This window comes from Neorhizobium sp. IRS_2294, assembly GCF_050500145.1.
GTDB classification, from domain to species: domain Bacteria; phylum Pseudomonadota; class Alphaproteobacteria; order Rhizobiales; family Rhizobiaceae; genus Neorhizobium; species Neorhizobium soli.
The window spans coordinates 125,251-145,825 of record NZ_CP191439.1; the positions used below are offsets into that span (position 1 = coordinate 125,251).

The window sequence follows — 20,575 nt, forward strand, 5'->3', positions numbered from 1 at the left end:
AAGTCTCTGGAGCCCCCTAGAGCTTGCGGGCGTTCTCCAAAATCATCCGCATGTATTCGATCATCAGGTCACGCTCGAATCGCTTGAACCCGGAAAACAGGGCCGCGTCGGCTTCCGCTGCCGCCTCCACCGCACGGGCCTCCAGGCTGCGGCCAAGCGCCGTCAGGGTAATGATCTTTGCCCGCTTGTCGTCAGGATGGGGGATGCGCTCGATGAGACCGTCGCGCTGCATCCGCGCGAGCGTATTGGCAACCGTCGCCTGCTCCACCTCGAGCTTGTCCAGGAGTTGCTTCTGGGTAAGGCCATCCTGCTGCCAGAGTTCCAGGAGAACGGGAAACTGGCCCGGGGAAAAGCCGAGGCTGCTTGAGCGCTGTTGCAGGGATCGCGCAAAACCCTTCGCAAGCTGGTTGGCGAGATAGGTTGCGGAATGAGAGCGATCGAATGCCATGGCTTCGGTATCTTGCTTCCCGGTTGAAAGTCCAAACAGACCTTGCCCGGAAGGATATATCGCACGCCGTGCTTTCGCCAACCCTGCAACGCTTCGCTAGATGCTGTGAGCCGCAAACAAAAACCGCCACGACCGGGAGGGGAGCGGTCGTGGCGGCATGATAGAAGAACAAAGGCCCGGAGAGGGGGGTGAGCCTTTGTCCGGTCTGACGCGGCAGGGGGCAAGCCGGGTGCCAGACTGCGGCGTGATCAATCGCCGGTAAGCTTGAAATGTGCGGCGGAATGCGGCTTTTCAAGGGATTGGTCTATTACAAATCGGTAACGTTGCGGTGAGCGTTCGGTGGCGCTGTCGGCGAACTTTTCGTGGACGCCGAAGATGCCTCGGGGTATTCCATCCCCATGAAAAAAGGCGATCATCTCTTCCTCATCGACGGCTCCGGTTTCATCTTCCGGGCGTTTCATGCATTGCCCCCGCTCACCCGCAAATCAGACGGGCTGCCGGTGGGCGCCGTGTCGGGGTTCTGCAACATGTTGTGGAAGCTTCTGACCGATGCGCGCGATACGTCTGTCGGCGTCACGCCGACGCATTTCGCCGTCATTTTCGACTATTCCTCGAAGACCTTCCGCAAGGAGATCTACGATGCGTACAAGGCCAACCGGTCCGCGCCGCCGGAAGAGCTCGTTCCGCAGTTCGGTCTGATCCGCCAGGCGACCCGCGCCTTCAACCTGCCCTGCATCGAGACGGAGGGGTTCGAGGCGGATGACATCATTGCCACCTATGCCCGCCAGGCCGAAGCGACGGGCGCCGACGTCACCATCGTGTCCTCCGACAAGGATCTGATGCAGCTGGTGACGCCGATGGTCCACATGTACGACAGCATGAAGGACAAGCAGATCAGCGTGCCCGACGTCGTCGAAAAGTGGGGGGTAGCGCCTGAAAAGATGATCGATCTCCAGGCTCTGGTCGGCGATTCGGTCGACAACGTGCCGGGTATTCCGGGCATCGGGCCGAAGACGGCAGCGCAGCTTTTGGAAGAGTTCGGCGATCTCGAAACGCTTCTTTCCCGCGCCGGAGAGATCAAGCAGGTCAAGCGCCGCGAAAGCATCATCGCCTTTGCCGAGCAGGCGCGCTTGTCGAGGCGACTGGTGGAGCTGCGCACCGATGTTCCCCTGGAGCTCGAACTCGATGCGCTGGTTCTCGAACCCCAGAACGGACCAAAGCTGATCGGCTTCCTCAAGGCCATGAACTTCGGAACGTTGACGCGAAGGGTTGCCACAGCCTGCGACTGCAACGCCGATGAAATAGAAGCGGCGGAGGTCGAGGTCGAATGGGGCGATGCCGCCCGCGGTCCAGACCTCGATGCGGGCGAGGCGGCGAAGGCCGACACGGGAGAGACCGCAGCCGCGGCGCCGGTCGAGCGAGCGGTTTCGACGGTCGCAAAGGTAACCGGCGAAGCGACGCCTGTCTCCTTTGCCGAAGCTCGTATCGCCGCATTCGGGCAGGCGAAGCTCGATATGGAAAACTATGTCACGATCCGCGATGTGGAAGTGCTTGATGACTGGATCCGCGCGGCGCGCGAGACCGGTTTCGTCGCCTTCGACACGGAGACGAACTCGCTCGACCCGATGCAGGCCGAACTGGTCGGCTTCTCGCTGGCGATCGCCGACAATACTGATAGCCCGTCCGGGCTCGAAGTCCGCGCCGCCTATGTCCCGCTCACCCACAAGACCGGTGTCGGCGATCTCTTGGGCGGTGGTCTGGCCGAAAACCAGATGGCCAGCCGCGAAGCGCTGGATCGCCTGAAACCGCTGCTGGAAGATCCGACCGTCCTCAAGGTCGCGCAGAACCTCAAGTTCGATTACCTCGTCATGAAGCGGCACGGCATAACCGTCCAGGCCCATGACGATACGATGCTGATGTCCTACGTGCTGGAGGCCGGAAAGGCCAACCACGGCATGGACGCATTGTCCGAACGCTGGCTCAATCATAAGCCGATCGCTTTCAAGGATGTTGCCGGTTCCGGCAAGAGCGGGGTGACGTTCGATTACGTCGATATCGAGAAGGCGACTGCCTATGCGGCCGAGGACGCGGATGTCACGCTGCGTCTCTGGATGGTGCTGAAACCGCAGCTCGCCGCAGCGGGCCTAACACGCGTCTACGAACGGCTCGAGCGACCGCTGGTCTCTGTTCTCGCCGATATGGAAGAACGCGGCATCACTATCGATCGGCAGATCCTGTCGCGCCTTTCCGGCGAGCTTGCGCAGAAGGCGGCGGCCTTCGAAGACGAGATCTATGCGCTAGCCGGCGAGAAATTCACCATCGGCTCTCCCAAGCAACTCGGCGATATCCTGTTCGGCAAGATGGGCCTGCCCGGCGGTGCCAAGACCAAGACCGGCCAGTGGTCGACTTCGGCAAGCGTGCTGGAGGATCTGGCGGCAACCGGTCATGATCTGCCGCGCAAGATCGTCGACTGGCGCCAGCTGACAAAGCTGAAATCCACCTACACCGATGCGCTTCCAGGCTACGTCCATCCGCAGACCAAGCGCGTTCACACGTCCTATTCGCTGGCATCGACCACGACCGGGCGTCTTTCCTCGTCGGAACCCAATCTTCAGAACATCCCGGTCCGCAATGCCGAAGGCCGCAAGATCCGCACCGCATTCATCGCGACCCCCGGCCACAAGCTTCTCTCCGCGGATTACAGCCAGATCGAGCTGCGCGTCCTCGCCCACGTCGCCGACATTCCGCAGCTGCGTCAGGCCTTCGCGGATGGCATCGACATTCACTCGATGACCGCATCGGAAATGTTCGGCGTTCCCGTCGAGGGCATGTCGAGTGAGGTCCGTCGCCGCGCAAAGGCGATCAACTTCGGCATCATCTACGGAATTTCCGCTTTTGGTCTTGCCAACCAGCTGTCTATCGATCGCTCGGAAGCAGGCGATTACATCAAGCGGTATTTCGAGCGCTTTCCCGGTATCAAGGACTACATGGAGCAGACGAAGGCCTTTGCCCGTGAGCATGGCTATGTGGAAACGATCTTCGGCCGTCGCTCCCATTATCCCGATATCAAGTCGTCCAACCCATCGATGCGCGCCTTCAATGAACGCGCTGCCATCAACGCCCCGATCCAGGGGTCGGCCGCTGATGTCATCCGCCGTGCGATGATCGGGATGGAGCCTGCCCTGAAGAAGGCCGGTCTCGACGAAAAGGTCCGCATGCTGCTGCAGGTGCATGACGAACTGATCTTCGAAGTCGAGGATGCGGCGATCGAAGAAGCGATCCCTCTGATCGTATCGACCATGGAAGAGGCGACAATGCCGACTGTTTCGATGCGGGTGCCGCTGAAAGTGGACGCGCGCGCCGCCGCGAACTGGGACGAGGCGCACTGATCTGGCTTGATCAGCCGTTGGGGTAAAGAGACAGAAGAGCTGTCGATAGCAGCTCGTCGGCGTATCGGTGCGCCGACTGGCTGCCTTCATCCGTCATGCCCAGTTCACGACAGCGGTGGTGGACGGTGTCGAGGATCAGGCTGGCAATGCCCTTGGCATGATCAACATTCGCGTTTTCGGAGGTATCCAGCGCCATGGCGAGCGAGGTGATGGACACGATCTCGAGCACGGTCATCCGGGCTTCCAGATTGAGCCTTGCCGTTCCCGCAGCCTCCCCGCCGTCTAAGTCATCAAACCTTCGCGTTTGGTCCATGCTGCGCCTCTTATGTTAGAAAGTCCACATAGAGGCAAAATCGGGACTGTAAAGTGCCCGTCGTGAAGATAGTCGCAAAATCACACGCGCCGGAAAAGACGTCGTTCCAGCGTATCGATCAGTGTCTGGGCGGCTTCGCTCAGGGACCCGCTGTTGTCGATCGTTACGACCGAATAGTCGCCCTCGACAGTGAGGGAGCCGCGCTCGAGACGCCGCAGGATGTCCTCGCGGCATTCCCGTCCCCGCGCTTCGAGCCGCGCGGCGAGCACGTCGCGCGAGGCAATGACGTTGATGACCAGCATGGCCGGATACGCTGAGTGGAAGTGTGCAAGCGCCGAACGGGAGCCATTGGCGATGACCAGACTGCCATCTTCGACGGCATCGAGCGTATCCTTGGGAATGCCATAGGATAGCCCGTGCGCATTCCAGGAGACGGCAAAGCGTCCGGCTTTTTCCAAAGCAGCGAACTCGTCCTCCGAGACGCCGTCGTGGTCCTCCCCGCCGGCGGCAGGGTCCCGGGTGATTGTGCGGCGGGCAAACACCACGTCGTCACGATCCGCAAAATGCCGCGCAGCCTCCGCCATCAGCGTGTCCTTGCCCGCACCGCTCGGGCCGACCACGACGACGATCACGCCGCTTTTGCCACTGTCGCTATTCGCCGGGCGGCCGTCCATCAGGCGACCCGCCGACCTTCGCGCCACACGGCACGCGCCACCGGCACGCCCTCCGGACGATGAACCCGGACCAGATCGGCGCGCAGGCCGGTGGCGATCCGGCCGCGATCGTCGAGCCCGACGGTGCGGGCCGGCGTCGCACTCACCATCGCGATCGCCTTCGGCAGCGAAATGCTGTCGACGTCATCGGCCAGAATGAACGGCGCGTAGAGCAGGCTGAGCGGAACGTAATCGGACGAAAGCACGTCCAGCACGTCTTTCTCAGCGAGATCGCGGGCGGCAATATTGCCGGAATGTGACTTGCCGCGCACGATATTGGGGGCGCCCATCAAAACGCTCATACCGGCCTGATGCGAGGCCTTGGCAGCATCGAGACTGGTCGGGAATTCGGCGAGCTTCACACCGTTGCCGATCGCCTCGTCCACATGCGCAAGCGTCGCATCGTCGTGGCTTGCAACCGTAATGCCGTTTTCGGCGCAGACCTTCGCGATGGCGATGCGGTGCGGCGTCGAATTGCGCTCGGACTCCTCGACGCGCTTGTCGATGAAGATCTTGAAGGCCTCGTCGGAAAGCCCGCGCTTCTTCTGGTAGTAGAAGATGTACTGGTCCATCGTCTGGAACTGCCGCTGGCCAGGAGCGTGGTCCATCAGCGAAACGAGCCGGACATAAGGATCGTTGGCAAAATCGGCGAAGTGATCAAGCACATTGTCTGCCGAAACTTCGCAGCGAAGGTGGATCAGATGTTCGGACCGCAGGCGACCCTGGCGCTCGGCGGCCTGGATGGCGTCTGCCATAGCGCGCATCTCGCCCTGTTCAAAGCCGCCGTCTTCGTCCGATCCCATCCGCAGGCAATCGAAGACGGTGGTGATGCCGGAAGAGGCGATCTGCGCGTCATGCGCCTGGATCGCCGCCGTCGCATTCCAGCGCACGCCCGGACGTGGCGAATAGTGCTGTTCCAGATGGTCGGTATGCAGCTCGACAAGCCCGGGGATCAGATAATCGCCCTCGAAGTCCTCGCCGACCTGTGCGGACCCCTCGGAAATGTCTGCAATCTTGCCGTCCCGGATCTGGATGGAGCCGGTCACGATGCTGTCCTCCAGCACGATGCGGGCATTTGTGAATACGGTCTCGACGGTCATGGGGTCGTCTTTCTGATATCGGAGGCCGGCGCCAGGGGCAGCCAGCGGTGAACTGTAAAATCTGCGCCCCGCTCGGTCTCTACGAAGAGCGCAACTCCGTTGATGGAGAGCGGTGCGTTGGTAAAATCTGCAAATCTGGTTTCAAGTGCCGTGCGCATGGCAGGCGCCTGTTCGGGCGGGACCTGTCCGGTCAGCGTCATGTGAAAGCGGAACTCGTCCATGACGTAGGGGTAGCCCCAGGTCATCAGGTTGTCGCGGTGTTCGGGTGAAAGGTTCTCCGGTTTGCGCCGGGCAATATCGGCATCCGAAAGCGGCGCGCGGAACGGCTCGAAATCTTGGACCACGCGGGCGGCAAAGGCCTGCAGTTCCGGATAGACCTGGTCAGGCACCAGAGCGAAGAAACGGCCGAGCTGGCCGATGACGGCATTCGGAATGTCGAAACCCGGTGTCGCCGCCGCAAACCTCTCGAAAGCGTTGAGCAGTTCGGCCTCGCTGCGTCCTTCGGCAAGCTCGAACGGCGCCTTCAGCGTCGCATGAAAGGCGTAGCGCCGCGGATCGGCCGTCAGCGCGTGCACATCCTCTTCGGGAATGCCATCCACGACCGCTGTCTCGAAGCGCTCCCCGCGGAAGGCATCGCGGCCGAGCCAACGGGAGGCGGTCTTCGTCAGCGGATGATCCGCTGCGGGCGAAAAGTAGAGAGCATATCGCAAGGCATGGTTCCGGAATCAGGAAAAGGGCGATGTCCGAGACTAACCATCTGTCGCGCCTCGAGACAGCCTTCGGCTAAAAGATTTCCATGACAGAATGATGATGCGGCAACCTTTTAATGTGTCGGGCCACCGATCAGACGTGAGCGGATCGCGTTGGACACATTGTCGAACAGGAAGACCACCATCAGGATCAGTAGAACCATGTAGGCAACCTTGTCCCAGTCCGCATTGGTGCCCATCGCTTCGAGCAGCTTGAGGCCGATGCCGCCCGCACCGACGGCGCCGATAACAGTCGCCGAACGGGTGTTCGATTCCCAGAAATACAGCGACTGGGAGATGAACACCGGCAGCACCTGCGGCACGACGCCGAAGCGGTTGACGATGACGGAGGGTGCGCCGACCGATTTGACACCCTCACGCTGCTTGTCGTCGACATTCTCGACGGCTTCCGAATAGACCTTGCCGAGCGCACCGGCATCCGTGAAGAAGATCGCCGCGATACCGGGGATCGGTCCGGGGCCGAAGGAGCGGGTGAAGAACAGCGCCCAGATCAGCATGTCGACGGAGCGCAGGAAGTCGAACAACCGCTTCATGCCCCAGTTGGCGGCCCGGTTGCGGGTAATGTTGCGCGCCGCGATGAAGGCGAGCGGGAAGGCGAACAGCGTCCCGAGCAGCGTGCCGACAAAGGCCATGACCAGCGTCTGAAGCAGTTTCGACAGAATGTCCGCATGCTGCCAGACATTATTGCCAAGGAAGTCGTCGCGCATGTGGCCGATGTTCGAGCGTGCCGGATCCAGCCGCTCGCCGATCGTTGCAAGGTGTGCAAGCTCGCCCCAGCTCTTGCCCCAGAATGCCGACTTGGTGTCGAACAGGAAGTTTGCCCATCCAAGGAAGCGACGCTGCACATAGACCTGCGCCGGGCGGATTTCCGCCTGACCCTCAAAGCCGTAATCGACCAGCACCTTGGCTCCGTCTTGGCGGAGGGCCGAAGGCGCATCGGCTGGCGCCGTCGCTGCGTTGCTGTCGATCGTGACTGGATAGACCGTGCCGTTCAGATAGACATCGACCCGGCCCGGCGTCACATCCAGACGGTCCGCATCACTGCCATAGGTCACGCGGTAACCGCCGCCTTCGGTTGGCTTAAGCCAGGAGATGTCGGAACCTTCGGCATACTGCCCGCGGCTTGACCACTGCGGCTTGACGGTGCCGTCGTCCTGGAACCGCAGGCGCGGCTGGGCGCGCCAGGAATACCAGTCCTGGAGATAGAGCGAGGCTCGGTCCCACTGGCCATTTCTGAAGGCGGGACCGACGTTGAAGGCGAAGAAGCAGGCAACCAGATAGGCGACGAGCACTGCCGAACCGATCACCAGTCCATAGCGCTGCAGGAAGGACCGTTGAAACACCTGCGGATAGGTTTCGCGCAAGCGCTCTCTGTCGGATGCATTGATGGCAGGTACCGATGGCATCAGGCTGCTCCCCTGCCAAGTTCGAAGGACTGCTGACCGATCAGCCGGCGGCGAAGCCAGGAGGAAAACTGGTCGATGGCAATGACGCTGACCAGCAGCAGAATGATGATAGCATAGGTCTTGGCGGCATGATCGCGACCGATCGCAAGCCGGAACACCTCGCCGATACCGCCGCCACCGACCGCACCGATAATGGTCGAGGCGCGCACGTTTACCTCGGCGCGCAGCAGCGTGTAGGAGACGAAATTCGGCAGCACCTGCGGAACGATCGCGAAGCGCACGCGCTCCACCCAGGACGCACCGGCGGCCCGCAAACCCTCATCCGGCTTCATGTCCGAATTCTCGACCACTTCGAAGAACAGCTTTCCGAGCGCGCCGATCGTGTGGACGGTAATCGCGATGATCGCCGCAATCGGCCCGATCGACAGGATCGCCGTCAGAAGTCCGGCAATGACGATTTCCGGAAAGGCACGCAGGATTTCCATGATGCGGCGAACGACGAAACGCACAGGCCCGGCGCCGACAAGATTGGTGGAGGCGAAGAAGCAGAGCAGAAAGGCGATGGCGGAACCGATGATCGTCGAAACCAGCGCGATATTGATGGTGATGATCAGCTGGTAGAAGAAATTCGGGATGTAGAACGTTTCGGTAATATAGTGGCGATCGGCCGTGTAGTCGTATTTCAGCGAGCCGTCGGCATAGGGGGAGGGAAGGTCGAACATCGCCCGGATGATTTCCATCGGGCTGTCAGGCACGAAGCTGCGAATGAAATCGAACATATAGGGCAGGCGTTCGAAGAACTTGCCCGCATTGGCGTCATTGGCGAATTTCAGCGAGGCGAACAGCACGACCAGAAACACGCCAATCGTAATAGCGGTATAGACGCGGCGGGTTCGCAGCTGCTGCCGGTAATGCTGCATCATCAGGGATGCCGCCGGCCCCAGTCTGCTAGCGGGGTCCCCGCCGAGATTTCCGGTCGTCTGTTTGCTGATCGTCGCCATGCCCGTGTCTCTCGTTGCAGAACGGCGGCACCTTCTGCAGATGCCGCCGCCAGGTCTTTTTCAGGGATGATCAGCCGCCGATAACGGACTTACGGGCGTCGACGATGGTCTGGTAGAAGGCCGGATTGACTTCGATGTAATCCTTGTTCTTGCCCTGAGTGAAGGACTGGAAGCAGGCGAGGTTCTTCTTCGGCAGTTCCATGAAGAAGGCCTTGACCTTGGCCTTCATGTCGGCCGGAACCTTGTTGGAGACCATCAGCGGACCGTTCGGGATCAGCGGCGACTTCCAGACCTGGACGATATCGTCCATGTCGAGGTTACCCTTGGCGACCATCTGGTGCAGGTTGCCGCCGCTATAACCTTCTTCCCACTTGCCAACGCCCGAACCGAATGTCGTGCCGGCATCGAACTTCTTGTCGAGGACGGCGAGAACCAGGTTCTCATGGCCGCCGCCGAAGCCGGTTTCGGAGAAATACTGCTTGACCGGCATGCCGATTTCCTTCGGCAGCGCGACATTCGGGACGAGATAGCCCGAGGTCGAATCCGGATCGGCGAAGCCGATCTTCTTGCCCTTCAGGTCGGCCAGCGTCTTGATGCCGCTGTCCTTGCGGGCAACCATGATCGAGTAGTAACCGCTGGAGCCGTCCGAACCCGTGTAGGTCAGGATCGGGTCGACAGCCTTGTCGTCCTTGAGCGCGATGGCTGCATAGGAAGCCGCACCCATCGAAGCAATGTCGATCGTGCCGCCGAGCAGGCCCTGGATAACGCCGTTATAGTTCGGCGACGGGAACAGCTTCACTTCGGATACGCCGGTCGCAGCCTTCAGGCCATCGGCAATGCACTGGGTGTTGCGGATCTGGTCGGCTTCGTTTTCCGAGCCGTCGAGACCGATGCGCAGAACCTTGACGTCCTGGGCAAGGGCGGAACCGGCGAGCAGGCTGAGCGTCGCGGCAGCAAGCATAGTTTTTCTGAACATGGTGATCTCCTGTTTCCGGATCATCCGGAGTTGGGTCGTGAAGCAACGCGCCCTTAACGTGGGCAGACGATCTGGATGCGGCTCAGGCCCTGGCGCTTGCCAGGCTGCCTATTCCGGCCGATTGCGTGCCCGCAGCCGCAGGGGCCACGGGATTGTTGATGCTGGTCGAGGTCATCGTCTCGTCGATGCCGGCACCGTCGCGGTCCGATCCGTAGATCTCGCTGACGGCCTGCGCGTTCAGCTGCGACGGCGTGCCGTCGAAGACGACGCGGCCGCCTGCCATCCCGATGATCCGCTCGCAATAGGCGCGCGCCGTATCGAGCGTGTGCAGGTTGGTGATGACGGTAATGCCCTCGCGCTCGTTGATGTCGCGCAGCGCGTCCATCACGATCTTGGCGTTGAGCGGGTCCAGAGAGGCGATCGGCTCATCGGCCAGAAGCATTTTCGGCGCCTGCATGAGGGCGCGGGCGATGGCGACGCGCTGCTGCTGACCGCCAGAAAGCGTGCCGGCGCGCTGCATGGCGGTCTGCTCGATACCGAGACGCTCGAGCGCGGCGATCGCAGCCATGCGCTCGTCGTCGGAGAAGATGTTGAGAAGGCTCATGATCGTGGATCGGTGGTTCAACCGGCCGAGCATCACGTTGGTCATGACGTCGAGGCGTGGCACGAGATTGAACTGCTGGAAGATCATCGCGCAATCGCGCTGCCAGTTGCGCAACCCGGCGCCCTTGAGAGCGGAAACCTCGAGATCGCCAAACCGAATGGAACCGGAGCTCGGCTCCTGCAGGCGGTTGATCATGCGCAGGAGGGTCGATTTGCCGGCGCCGGAGCGACCGATGACGCCGACCATCTGACCTTGAGGTATTTCCACGCTGACGGCGTTGACCGCGATATGATCGCCGAAACGTCGGGTGACATTCCTCAATTCAAACTTCATGTTTTTCAATCCGTCCCATTCCCTGGTGAGGATCGGATTAGACTTGGTTGATGAACCCTGAATGTCGGTTTTATGTAGGTTTTGTTACATGTTTGCCCGGCTTGAACGCCCTGCTATGCCGCATATTTCGCAAGGAAGGCCTCGGCAGAGAGGGCACGGAAATCGTCGAGTGCCGTGCGCAGCGTCTGGTGATCCCAGTCCCACCACGCGAGCCGGTCCATGCCGTCACCGACCTCCCTCGTGAAACGCTCCCGGATCAGCTTGGCCGGCACGCCGCCGACGATCGTGTAGGGGGCGACATCCTTCGACACCACGGCTCCGGCGCCGATAACCGCGCCGTTGCCGACAGTCACGCCCGGCAGCACGGTGGCACCATGGCCGATCCACACGTCATGGCCGATCGTCACCCGGTTGTCGCGGCGCCACTCGAAGAAGTCGGTGTCGTCTTCCGCGTCATCCCAATAGTTGGCGGCACGATAGGTGAAATGATGCAGCGTGGCGCGCCATGTGGGGTGGTTCGTGGCATTGATGCGGACCGAAGCAGCGATATTGACGAATTTGCCGATCGTCGCGCACCAGATGGAGCCATCCTGCATGATATACGAGTAATCGCCGATTTCGGCCTCGTCGATGCGGCAGCGCTCGGAGATCTCAGTGTAGCGGCCGATCGTCGAGTTGCTGACGCTCGCCGTTTCATGAATGACGGGGTTGATACCGACCTTGGCACTCATGCGGCAACTGCCTTTCGGGGAGAAAACGCGCTGACATCGAGAATGCGGTCGGCAACGGCCTCGCGCACTTCCTCGTCGTGGAAGATGCCGAGCATCGCAACGCCCTCGGCTTTCTTGGCAGCGATCATCTCGATCACCACCCGCCGGTTGGTGGCGTCGAGCGATGCGGTCGGCTCGTCGAGAAGCAGGATACGGTGGCTGGTGATGAACCCGCGGGCAATGTTGACGCGCTGCTGCTCGCCGCCGGAAAAGGTGGCGGGAGGCAGCGACCAGAGTTCGCGCGGAAGGTTCAGCCTGGCGAGCAGTTCGACCGCCCTGTCCTTGGCTTCCGCCGCGTCGATACCGCGGGCAACGAGCGGCTCAGCGACCACGTCGACGGCAGCGACTCTCGGCACGGTGCGCAGGAACTGGCTGACATAACCCATCGTATGCCGGCGCACCTCGATGATCGTGCGCGGATCGGCTGCCGCGATATCGACGATCTTCTCCTGGTGGTTCACCAGGATCTGGCCGGCATCGACGGCATAGTTGCCGTAGAGCATTTTCAGGATGGAGCTCTTTCCGATCCCCGAGGGACCGCCGAGCACGACGCATTCGCCGCCGGCCACGGAAAAGCTGACGTCGTTGACGACCGGCAGCTTGATGCCGTCGCGCAGGTGCATGATGAAGCTTTTGGAGACTTCCGAGACGACGAGTGGAGTGGCCATCGGTCTGTCCTATACCTGGAGAATCGAGGAAACGAGCAACTGCGTGTAGGGCTCGCGGGGGTCGTCGAGGACACGGTCGGTGAGCCCCTGTTCGATCACATGACCGTCTTTCATCACCATCATCCGGTGCGACAGAAGGCGGGCGACCGCGAGATCATGAGTGACGACAATGGCCGAGAGACCGAGATCGTTGACCAGACCGCGCACAAGGTCGAGGAGCCGTGCCTGTACCGAGACGTCGAGGCCGCCGGTCGGTTCGTCCATGAACACGAGGCGCGGACCTGTCACGAGATTGCGGGCGATCTGCAGACGCTGGCGCATGCCGCCGGAAAAGGCGCGCGGCTGGTCGTCGATGCGATCCGCGGAGATTTCCACGCGTCCCAGCCAGTCGGTCGCCGTTTCGCGGATCTTGCCGTAATGCCGGTCACCGACCGCCATCAGCCGCTCGCCGACATTGGCGCCCGCCGATACCGTCATGCGCAAGCCGTCGGCCGGGTTCTGGTGAACGAAACCCCAGTCGGTGCGCATCAGGAAACGCCGCTCGGCCTCGCTCATGTGATAGAGATCGCGGAAGTTGCCGTCGCGCATCCGGTATTCGACGCTGCCGGCGCTCGGCATCAGCCGGGTCGACAGGCAATTGAGCAGCGTCGTCTTGCCGGAGCCGGATTCGCCGACGATGGCGAGCACTTCACCGGGCCACAGATCGAAACTGACATCCTGGCAGCCGATCCGGCTGCCGTAGAATTTCGAAACGCCGCTGACTTTGAGAAGAGGATTGTCGCTCATTCCGCAGCCTCCTTGTTGGGGGCGAGCATCTCGCCGACATGGCCATGTTCGCGGCGGTCTTCGCAATGGTCCGTGTCCGAGCAGACGAACATCCGTCCGCCCTGGTCGTCGAGCACCACTTCGTCGAGATAAACGCCGTGTGCGCCGCAGAGTGCGCAATCCTGCTCGAATGTCTGGATCTCGAACGGGTGGTCCTCGAAATCCAGGCTGACCACTTCGGTATGCGGCGGAACCGCGTAGATCCGCTTTTCACGTCCGGCGCCGAACAGCTGCAGCGCATCGGACATGTGCATTTTCGGATTGTCGAATTTCGGGGTCGGCGAGGGGTCCATCACATAGCGACCGTCGACCTTGACCGGATAGGCATAGGTCTTGGAGATGCGGCCGTTATGGGCAATGTCCTCGTATAGCTTCACATGCATCAGGCCGTATTCTTCGAGCGCATGCATTTTCCGGGTCTCGGTCTCGCGCGGCTCTAGGAAGCGCAGCGGTTCCGGGATCGGCACCTGATAGACCAGCACCTGGCCTTCGGTCAGCTTCTGCTCGGGAATGCGGTGGCGCGTCTGGATGATCGTCGCGTCCTTCGTGTGGGTGGTGACAGCGACATTGGCGACCTTCTGGAAGAAGGCACGGATGGAGACCGCATTGGTCGTGTCATCGGCACCCTGGTCGATGACCTTCAGCACATCGTCCGGACCGATGATCGCGGCCGTCACCTGCACGCCGCCGGTACCCCAGCCATAGGGCATCGGCATTTCGCGCGAAGCAAACGGTACCTGATAGCCGGGTATAGCGATCGCTTTCAGGATCGCGCGGCGGATCATCCGCTTCGTCTGTTCGTCCAGATAGGCGAAATTGTAGGTGGCGAGATCGGCACTCATTCGGCAGCATCCTTCATCTCGGTATCGCCGTAGCGAGCGGCCTCAACCTCGGCGCGCATCTTGCGCACCATGGCAAGCTCCGCCTGGAAGTCGACGTAATGGGGCAATTTCAGGTGTTCGACGAAGCCCGTCGCCTGCACATTGTCGGAGTGCGAAATGACGAACTCCTCGTCCTGCGCCGGCGCGGTAATGTCCTCGCCAAGCTCTTCCGCACGAAGGGCGCGATCCACCAGCGACATCGACATCGCCTTGCGCTCGCTCTGTCCGAACACGAGACCGTAGCCGCGGGTAAACTGCGGCGGTGCTATGGAGGAGCCCTTGAACTGGTTGATCATCTGGCACTCGGTCAGCTGGATGCGCCCGAGCGAGACCGCGAAGCCGAGTTCCGGCATGTCCATTTCCACCTCCACCTCGCCGATCCGGATCTCGCCGACGAACGGGTGGTTTCGGCCATATCCGCGCTGGGTCGAGTAGCCGAGGGCAAGCAGAAAGCCCTCGTCGCCGCGGGCGAGTGCCTGCAGCCTGAGGTCACGACCCATCGGAAATTCCAGCGGCTCGCGGGTCAGGTCTCCGGCAGCGTGGTCATCGGGCAGGTCGCCATCCGGCTCGATCAGTCCTTCGTGTGCGAGAATGTCGGAAACGCGCATCATCCCCTCGCCGGACGCCTCTTTGCGTGCAGGATCGGCGATCACCTCATCCGTCAGCAGCGAGGGATCGAGAAGACGATGGGTGTAATCGAAGGTGGGACCAAGCAGCTGGCCGCCCGGCAGATCCTTGTAGGTCGCCGAGACGCGCCGCTCGACCTTCATGGCCGCGGTATCCACCGGAACGGAAGAGCCGAAGCGGGGCAGCGTAGTGCGGTAGGCGCGAAGCAGAAAGATCGCCTCGATCAGATCGCCACGCGACTGGCGCACGGCAAGCGCTGCCAGCGACCGATCATAGAGCGAGGCTTCCGCCATCACCCGATCGACGGCAAGGCCAAGCTGTTCGGCGATCTGCTCGATCGTGAGTGCGGGAAGCGCCCGGTCGCCGCGACGGCGGTCGGCAAGCAATGCGTGAGCGTTGGTAATGGCGGCCTCGCCACCCTTGACTGCAACATACATGGGTTTGATCTCCTTCGGCTTAGCCGGCAATCCGGGTGGTGCGCGGCAGGCACAGGAACTGCGCTCCGGCGGTGAGGATGACGTCGACTCCGCGGGGAAAGAGCGCCCTGTTGTCGTCCCAGAGCCTCTGAAACATATCCGGCAGTCCCGAGACTGCGACCGTCCTGGTGCCGAGGATCCCTGGTCCGGTCAGGCTCAGTTTTTCACCCTCGCCAAGAGCGGCGACTTCGAGGATCAGCGTCGTGGACCTGTCAGGGTATTCCTGGGTACCGGCGGCAAACAGGCCGAAGGAAGAGGGCGCTGTCCCGGCTTCGATAAAGGCAAAGCTGCTCTGCGCCTTTTCGCGGGTGATCGGTGCGCCCGTATGGAAGCCGATCCATTCCGGCATGGCAGACTTTGCAAGACCGGCGCTCAGCCAGACGGGCGTGTCGTGATCGCAGAGCGTCAGAGCAATCGCGCCAGCCGCATTGCCGAGCGGTTCCGGCTGGCCGGCCTGGAGCGCGGCGTCGTAGATCGTTCCGGGCCGCGCCATTCCGTCCATCAGCGTTTTGAAAATGGTCTGGGACTGGAAGACCGGATCGGTGAACCCACCGGCGAGGGCTTGTGCATGAAGGGCCATCAATCGTCTCCCCGTACCATCGTGAAGAAATCGACGCGGGTCGCCGCGGTCTCTTCGGCTTTCTGTCTGTCCTCAGCGGCGATTCGGCTTTCGGTCGGTGAAAGAAGTGCCGTTTCGACGAAAACGCGGGTCTCTGCTTCCTGCCACAGCGCATCGAAGATCGCAGAGAGCCGCGCCTTCTCCTTGTCGGTGCCGAGCGCCTGGGCGTGGCCCGCCGTTCCGGAGGCAAGAAGGATGGTCGCGCGGGTGACCGTTGCTTCACCCAGATTGAAGGGCGAGCCGCCGCCACCGATCCGGCCGCGAACCATCACCAGACCTGTTTCAGGTCCGCGCACGGGTTTGACGGTTGGCTTGTCGGACAGCCCGTTCCAGGCGGTCTTCAGTTCGTCGCAGGATGTCTGCGCCAGAAGCTCGATGCAGCGGCGCCGCTGTTCCGGTTCCGCCAGTGGCTTGTGATTTCCCGCAAGATCCATCGGTCATCTCCTAAATGTCTATTTATATAGACAACCATACAAATTAGATGTACCAATAAAGGCGGCGTATAACAAGCGTGTGACAGGGGTACTGACCGGGTGATTGTGCAAAGGCAGAGTGGCGTCGCGTTGTGGCGGCAGATAGCCGACCGTATCCGCACGGCGATCGCAAACGGCGATTACGACGCGACCGGCAAGGTGCCGCCGGAGATTTCGCTGGCGGCGGAATTCGGCGTGAACCGGCATACGGTGAGAAGCGCGCTGGCAGCGCTGGCGCAGGAGGGCATCGTGCGGGCCGTTCAGGGGCGGGGAACGCTGATCGAGCGCAAGGAGCGGCTCAATTTCCCGATTTCCAGGCGAACCCGGTTCAGCGAGGGCATCGGCGATCAGGCCAAAGAAAAAGAAGGTCTGCTGCTGGCGGCATCGGAGGAACCGGCGACACCGGATCTGGCGTCGCGACTGCAGCTTGCTGTCGGTGCTGCCGTGATCCGGCTTGAAACCCTGCGCAAAGCGGATCGCCGTCCGGTATCACGGGCAACCGCCTGGTTCCCGGCCGATCGCTTTTCAGGGATCGCAGAGGCCTATCGCGAGAGCGGCTCCATAACCGCAGCCTTCGCGGCAATCGGCCTGACCGACTATCTCCGCGTCTCGACCGAGGTTACGGCGGTCCACGCCGAAAGCGGCGACCTTGCGGATCTGGAATTGTCGCCGGGGGCGATCATGCTGGTAACGCGTGCACTGAACGCAGATCCCGATGGCGTTCCCGTGCAATATGCGATCAGCCGCTTTCCGGCCGACATGGTGCAGTTCACAATCGAGAACTGACAAACGAAAACGCCGGCCCGCATTGTCCATGCGAGCCGGCGCGATCTTGAAGACTTGGCGCTTCTTAGTGGGCGGCCGACATGTCGCCCAGAACCTTCTTGGAAGCGACGGTCGAATCCGCGTTCAGCACGTAGACCATCGGCACACCGGTCGCGAGGTTGAGCTTGAGGATCTCTTCCTTGCTCAGACGATCAAGAACCATCACGAGCGAGCGCAGCGAATTGCCGTGGGCGGCAACGAGAACCTTTTCGCCGCGAAGCACGCGCGGCAGGATCTCGGTCATGTAATAGGGCCATACCCGGGCACCGGTGTCGCGCAGGCTCTCGCCGCCTGGCGGCGGGATGTCGTAGGAACGGCGCCAGATATGCACCTGTTCCTCGCCCCACTTGGCGCGCGCATCGTCCTTGTTGAGGCCGGAGAGATCGCCGTAGTCGCGCTCGTTCAGGGCCTGGTCGCGGATGGTTTCAAGGTCGGTCTGGCCGAGCTTGTCGAGCACGATCTTCAGCGTATCCTGGGCTCGCTTGAGGTCGGAGGTGAAGGCGATATCGAACTTGATGCCGGTATCGGCAAGCGCCTGGCCGCCGGTCTCGGCTTCCTGAATGCCGAGCGGAGTAAGCTCGGGATCCTTCCAGCCGGTGAAAAGGTTCTTCAGGTTCCAGTCGCTCTGGCCGTGGCGAACGAGGACGAGTGTACCGCTCATGAATTGAATTCCTCCGATAGTGTCAAGAAAGCCCGAGAACGTCGAGCATGGAATAGAAACCCGGCTTTTCGTCGCGCGCCCAGACGGCAGCAGTTACCGCGCCGCGCGCGAAGATCGAACGGTCGCGGGCACTGTGCGACAGCGTCACCAGCTCACCTTCGCCGGCAAGGATGACCGAATGATCGCCGACCACCGATCCGCCGCGAAGCGTCGCAAAGCCGATCGTGCCGGCGGGGCGGGGGCCGGTATGGCCGTCGCGCACCCGAACCGATTGCGTGGCAAGATCGATGCCACGCCCGGCAGCCGCTGCCTCGCCAAGCAGCAGCGCGGTGCCGGATGGCGCATCCACCTTGTGCTTGTGGTGCATCTCGACGATTTCGATATCCCAGCCAATAGCAGGAAGCGCTTTCGCCGCATCGCGCGTCAGCACGCCGAGCAGATTGACGCCAAGGCTCATGTTGCCGGACTTCACGACCCGTGCATGCCGGGCGGCAGCCTCGAATTTTTCCTCGTGCTCCGGTCCGCAGCCGGTCGTGCCGATCACATGCACGATGCGCGCCTGTGCGGCGAGCCCGGCAAACGTCACGCTTGCTGCGGGTGCCGTGAAATCCAGAACGCCATCGGCGTCGAGAAACGCCTTCAGGGGATCGGTGGTGACGATGACGCCAAGCGGCCCGGTTCCGGCAAGATCACCGGCATCCTTGCCGACGAAAGCTGAGCCTTCCCGTTCGATTGCGGCATGAAGCGTGACGCCGTCGGTCCCGTGGATGATCCGGATCAGGGCCTGGCCCATACGGCCTGCCGCGCCAACCACTACAAGCTTCATGTCGTTTGCGGCCATGGGCGACGGGTTTCCTAGAGAGTTTACGAAAAATCTTTGACGGGCAGTTGCAGGTTGTTGAGGCGAGCGTAGAGCCCGTCCTTGCGCTGCGCAAGAACCTCATGCGTGCCTTCTTCCATCACCCGGCCTTCGTGCATCACGATGATCTTGTCAGCCTTGACGACGGTGGAAAGACGATGCGCGATGACGATGACGGTGCGTCCGCGCATGGCGGTATCAAGCGCCTTCTGAACGGCGGCCTCGGACTCGTTGTCGAGCGCAGACGTCGCTTCGTCGAGCAGCAGGATCGGCGCATTCCGCACCAGTGCGCGGGCAATCGAAAGCCGCTGCCGCTGGCCGCCGGAGAGGCTCATGCCGTTTTCGCCGACAGGCGTTTCATACCCGAGCGGCTGCGCCAGGATGAACTCGTGGGCATAGGCAAGTCTTGCCGCCTCTTCCACTTCGGCATCCGTCGCTTCCGGCCGGCCGTAGCGGATGTTGTCGCGGATGGTGCCTTCAAACAGGTAGGGCTGCTGCGAGACATAGGCGAGCTGATGGCGCAGCGACGACTTGGTGACCTCGGCAATGTTTTGCCCGTCGATCAGGATTGCGCCTTCCGCCGGGTCGTAGAAACGCGGAATGAGGCTGATGATCGTTGATTTTCCGGCGCCGGATGGACCGACAAGCGCCGTCGTCTGGCCACCTTCGGCCACAAGATCGACGCCGCGCAGGATCGGGTTGCCACTGCCATAGGAGAACACGACGTTCTTCAGTTCGACGCGCGCCTTGTCGACCACGAGATCCTTGGCGCCAACCATTTCCCGCTGTGCCGGCTGCATGTCGAGAAGGGCATAAATCATCTGCGCGTTGACGACGGCACGGTCGAGCTGCACCTGCAGCTTGGCCAGCCGTCGTGCCGGGTCATAGGCCATCAGCAGCGCGGTGACGAAGGCAAAGAAAGCGCCTGGTGGTACGTTGTCATAGATCGAGCGGAACGCGGCATAGGCCAGCACGCTGGAGATCGCAAAGCCGGCAAAGGTTTCGGTCAGCGGCGACGTGCGCTCCGACAGACGGGCGATACGGTTGGCGCGGCCTTCTGCCGCTTTGATGATGCGGCTCACCTTGCTGTCGAGTTCGCCTTCCATCGTGAAAGCCTTGACCACGGCGATGCCCTGGATGGTTTCCTGCATGGCGCCAAGCACGCGGCTGTTCTGTTCAACAGCCTCTCTTGTGGCGGCGCGAAGGCGCTTGGAAACGTAGCGCAGCGCATAAAGAAGCGGCGGTGCGACGGCAAAGACGATGAGCGACAGGACCCAGTCCTTCGTCACCATCACCCCGATCAGCGCGACCAGCGTCAGGAGATCGCGCGCCGTGGAGGTGACCGTCAGGTTGAGGACGTCACGAACGCCGTTGATGTTCTGGCTGATCTGGGCTGCAAGATGGGCGGATCGGGCTTCGGCAAAGAAGCCGACCGACAGCGACATCAGGTGCGAGTAGATCCGGCGCTGATAGCGGGCGACGATATTGTTGCCGATCTTCGACAGCGTCACGGCCTGGCCGTAGGTGGCAAAGCCGCGCAGCACGAAGGCGGCAAGGATCGATCCGCAGATCAGCCAGACGATATCCGCCCGCTTGTTGGCGAAAGCCTCGTTGACGACCTTTTCCATGATCCACGCCGTGAAGGCTGTCGAAAGGGCGACCATGACCAGGCAGGATATTGCAAACGCGTAGGATCGCACGTGATCCCGGCCATTCTCGGCGATCACCCGCTTGAGCACGCTCACGATGGTGACGGAATCCACGTGGCGCTTCTTGTCTTTTGCGGCGTTCAATAGGGCGTTCCCGTTTCGGCGTCATGCCGGAGTATATTTCCGAAG

General features: G+C 61.8%; 22 protein-coding genes. 2 read left to right on the plus strand and 20 right to left on the minus strand.

The genetic code is table 11. The features are described 5' to 3' along the window. Positions 1-16: 16 nt before the first annotated feature. Both ACQY1K_RS00610 and ACQY1K_RS00615 read right to left on the minus strand, forming a co-directional pair. Entirely contained in the window at positions 17-448 is a 432-nt protein-coding gene (locus tag ACQY1K_RS00610; RefSeq protein ID WP_062454171.1) for a MarR family winged helix-turn-helix transcriptional regulator, read from the minus strand. A 248-nt stretch (positions 449-696) separates the two neighbouring features. Next, complete coding sequence (locus ACQY1K_RS00615) at positions 697-909, minus strand: hypothetical protein (protein WP_184654349.1); 213 nt, start codon at positions 907-909, stop codon at positions 697-699. Here ACQY1K_RS00615 and polA point away from each other — a divergent pair. Then, the gene (polA, locus tag ACQY1K_RS00620; RefSeq protein ID WP_430258029.1) at positions 847-3,837 is read left to right on the plus strand and encodes a DNA polymerase I; all 2,991 of its coding nucleotides are present in this window, start codon (positions 847-849) and stop codon (positions 3,835-3,837) included. The two genes, ACQY1K_RS00615 and polA, sit on opposite strands and share 63 nt — an antisense overlap. A gap of 10 nt (positions 3,838-3,847) precedes the next feature. On the opposite strand, the gene ACQY1K_RS00625 is transcribed toward polA, so the two are convergent. The 15 genes from ACQY1K_RS00625 to phnG all read right to left on the minus strand — a co-directional run bounded on the left by ACQY1K_RS00625 (position 3,848) and on the right by phnG (position 16,353). Next, positions 3,848-4,150 carry a hypothetical protein gene (locus ACQY1K_RS00625; protein ID WP_139283900.1) on the minus strand — a complete coding sequence of 101 codons (303 nt, stop codon included), beginning with the start codon at positions 4,148-4,150 and terminating at the stop codon, positions 3,848-3,850. Positions 4,151-4,230: 80 nt separating this feature from the next. Then, positions 4,231-4,824 (minus strand): phosphonate metabolism protein/1,5-bisphosphokinase (PRPP-forming) PhnN, encoded by a 594-nt coding sequence (phnN, locus tag ACQY1K_RS00630; RefSeq protein ID WP_092663956.1) that lies wholly within the window; start codon positions 4,822-4,824, stop codon positions 4,231-4,233. Beyond that, a complete protein-coding gene (locus tag ACQY1K_RS00635) occupies positions 4,824-5,963 on the minus strand; it encodes an alpha-D-ribose 1-methylphosphonate 5-triphosphate diphosphatase (protein ID WP_092663954.1) in 1,140 nt (379 codons plus the stop codon). The genes phnN and ACQY1K_RS00635 overlap by 1 nt, the downstream gene beginning before the upstream one ends. Further along, on the minus strand, positions 5,960-6,673 hold the full coding sequence (locus tag ACQY1K_RS00640; RefSeq protein ID WP_113166880.1) for a DUF1045 domain-containing protein: 714 nt from the start codon (positions 6,671-6,673) through the stop codon (positions 5,960-5,962). Before ACQY1K_RS00640 ends, ACQY1K_RS00635 begins: the two co-directional genes overlap by 4 nt. A gap of 113 nt (positions 6,674-6,786) precedes the next feature. Beyond that, the gene (phnE, locus tag ACQY1K_RS00645) at positions 6,787-8,139 is read right to left on the minus strand and encodes a phosphonate ABC transporter, permease protein PhnE (protein ID WP_430258030.1); all 1,353 of its coding nucleotides are present in this window, start codon (positions 8,137-8,139) and stop codon (positions 6,787-6,789) included. Beyond that, positions 8,139-9,059: a phosphonate ABC transporter, permease protein PhnE gene (gene phnE / locus ACQY1K_RS00650; protein ID WP_192087767.1), complete on the minus strand. Its 921-nt coding sequence runs from the start codon at positions 9,057-9,059 to the stop codon at positions 8,139-8,141. The genes phnE (ACQY1K_RS00645) and phnE (ACQY1K_RS00650) overlap by 1 nt, the downstream gene beginning before the upstream one ends. Before the next feature lie 151 nt (positions 9,060-9,210). Next, on the minus strand, positions 9,211-10,116 hold the full coding sequence (phnD, locus tag ACQY1K_RS00655) for a phosphonate ABC transporter substrate-binding protein (protein WP_430258031.1): 906 nt from the start codon (positions 10,114-10,116) through the stop codon (positions 9,211-9,213). Between the two features lie 82 nt (positions 10,117-10,198). Further along, positions 10,199-11,053 (minus strand): phosphonate ABC transporter ATP-binding protein, encoded by an 855-nt coding sequence (gene phnC, locus ACQY1K_RS00660; protein WP_430258032.1) that lies wholly within the window; start codon positions 11,051-11,053, stop codon positions 10,199-10,201. Between the two features lie 113 nt (positions 11,054-11,166). Continuing rightward, positions 11,167-11,784 carry a DapH/DapD/GlmU-related protein gene (locus ACQY1K_RS00665; RefSeq protein ID WP_174195427.1) on the minus strand — a complete coding sequence of 206 codons (618 nt, stop codon included), beginning with the start codon at positions 11,782-11,784 and terminating at the stop codon, positions 11,167-11,169. Next, complete coding sequence (gene phnL / locus ACQY1K_RS00670; protein ID WP_430258034.1) at positions 11,781-12,491, minus strand: phosphonate C-P lyase system protein PhnL; 711 nt, start codon at positions 12,489-12,491, stop codon at positions 11,781-11,783. The genes ACQY1K_RS00665 and phnL overlap by 4 nt, the downstream gene beginning before the upstream one ends. A 9-nt stretch (positions 12,492-12,500) precedes the next feature. Beyond that, positions 12,501-13,277 carry a phosphonate C-P lyase system protein PhnK gene (gene phnK, locus ACQY1K_RS00675; RefSeq protein ID WP_062578633.1) on the minus strand — a complete coding sequence of 259 codons (777 nt, stop codon included), beginning with the start codon at positions 13,275-13,277 and terminating at the stop codon, positions 12,501-12,503. Further along, complete coding sequence (locus ACQY1K_RS00680) at positions 13,274-14,158, minus strand: alpha-D-ribose 1-methylphosphonate 5-phosphate C-P-lyase PhnJ (protein WP_113109309.1); 885 nt, start codon at positions 14,156-14,158, stop codon at positions 13,274-13,276. Before ACQY1K_RS00680 ends, phnK begins: the two co-directional genes overlap by 4 nt. Then, positions 14,155-15,261 (minus strand): carbon-phosphorus lyase complex subunit PhnI, encoded by a 1,107-nt coding sequence (locus ACQY1K_RS00685; RefSeq protein WP_430258035.1) that lies wholly within the window; start codon positions 15,259-15,261, stop codon positions 14,155-14,157. Before ACQY1K_RS00685 ends, ACQY1K_RS00680 begins: the two co-directional genes overlap by 4 nt. Before the next feature lie 19 nt (positions 15,262-15,280). Beyond that, the gene (gene phnH / locus ACQY1K_RS00690) at positions 15,281-15,880 is read right to left on the minus strand and encodes a phosphonate C-P lyase system protein PhnH (RefSeq protein WP_430258036.1); all 600 of its coding nucleotides are present in this window, start codon (positions 15,878-15,880) and stop codon (positions 15,281-15,283) included. Continuing rightward, complete coding sequence (phnG, locus tag ACQY1K_RS00695; protein WP_113109312.1) at positions 15,880-16,353, minus strand: phosphonate C-P lyase system protein PhnG; 474 nt, start codon at positions 16,351-16,353, stop codon at positions 15,880-15,882. Before phnG ends, phnH begins: the two co-directional genes overlap by 1 nt. Before the next feature lie 105 nt (positions 16,354-16,458). Here phnG and phnF point away from each other — a divergent pair, with 105 nt between their 5' ends. Beyond that, positions 16,459-17,178, plus strand: a complete 720-nt coding sequence (phnF, locus tag ACQY1K_RS00700; RefSeq protein ID WP_430258848.1) for a phosphonate metabolism transcriptional regulator PhnF — start codon at positions 16,459-16,461, stop codon at positions 17,176-17,178. Positions 17,179-17,242: 64 nt separating this feature from the next. On the opposite strand, the gene ACQY1K_RS00705 is transcribed toward phnF, so the two are convergent. Genes ACQY1K_RS00705 through ACQY1K_RS00715 form a run of 3 tightly spaced genes read right to left on the minus strand, consistent with a single transcriptional unit; the run spans position 17,243 to position 20,530 of the window. Next, complete coding sequence (locus ACQY1K_RS00705; RefSeq protein ID WP_062454154.1) at positions 17,243-17,878, minus strand: 2,3-bisphosphoglycerate-dependent phosphoglycerate mutase; 636 nt, start codon at positions 17,876-17,878, stop codon at positions 17,243-17,245. 22 nt (positions 17,879-17,900) lie between these two features. Further along, on the minus strand, positions 17,901-18,719 hold the full coding sequence (gene dapB, locus ACQY1K_RS00710; protein ID WP_430258037.1) for a 4-hydroxy-tetrahydrodipicolinate reductase: 819 nt from the start codon (positions 18,717-18,719) through the stop codon (positions 17,901-17,903). A 23-nt stretch (positions 18,720-18,742) separates the two neighbouring features. Continuing rightward, entirely contained in the window at positions 18,743-20,530 is a 1,788-nt protein-coding gene (locus ACQY1K_RS00715) for an ABC transporter ATP-binding protein (protein WP_430255685.1), read from the minus strand. Positions 20,531-20,575 lie beyond the last annotated feature (45 nt).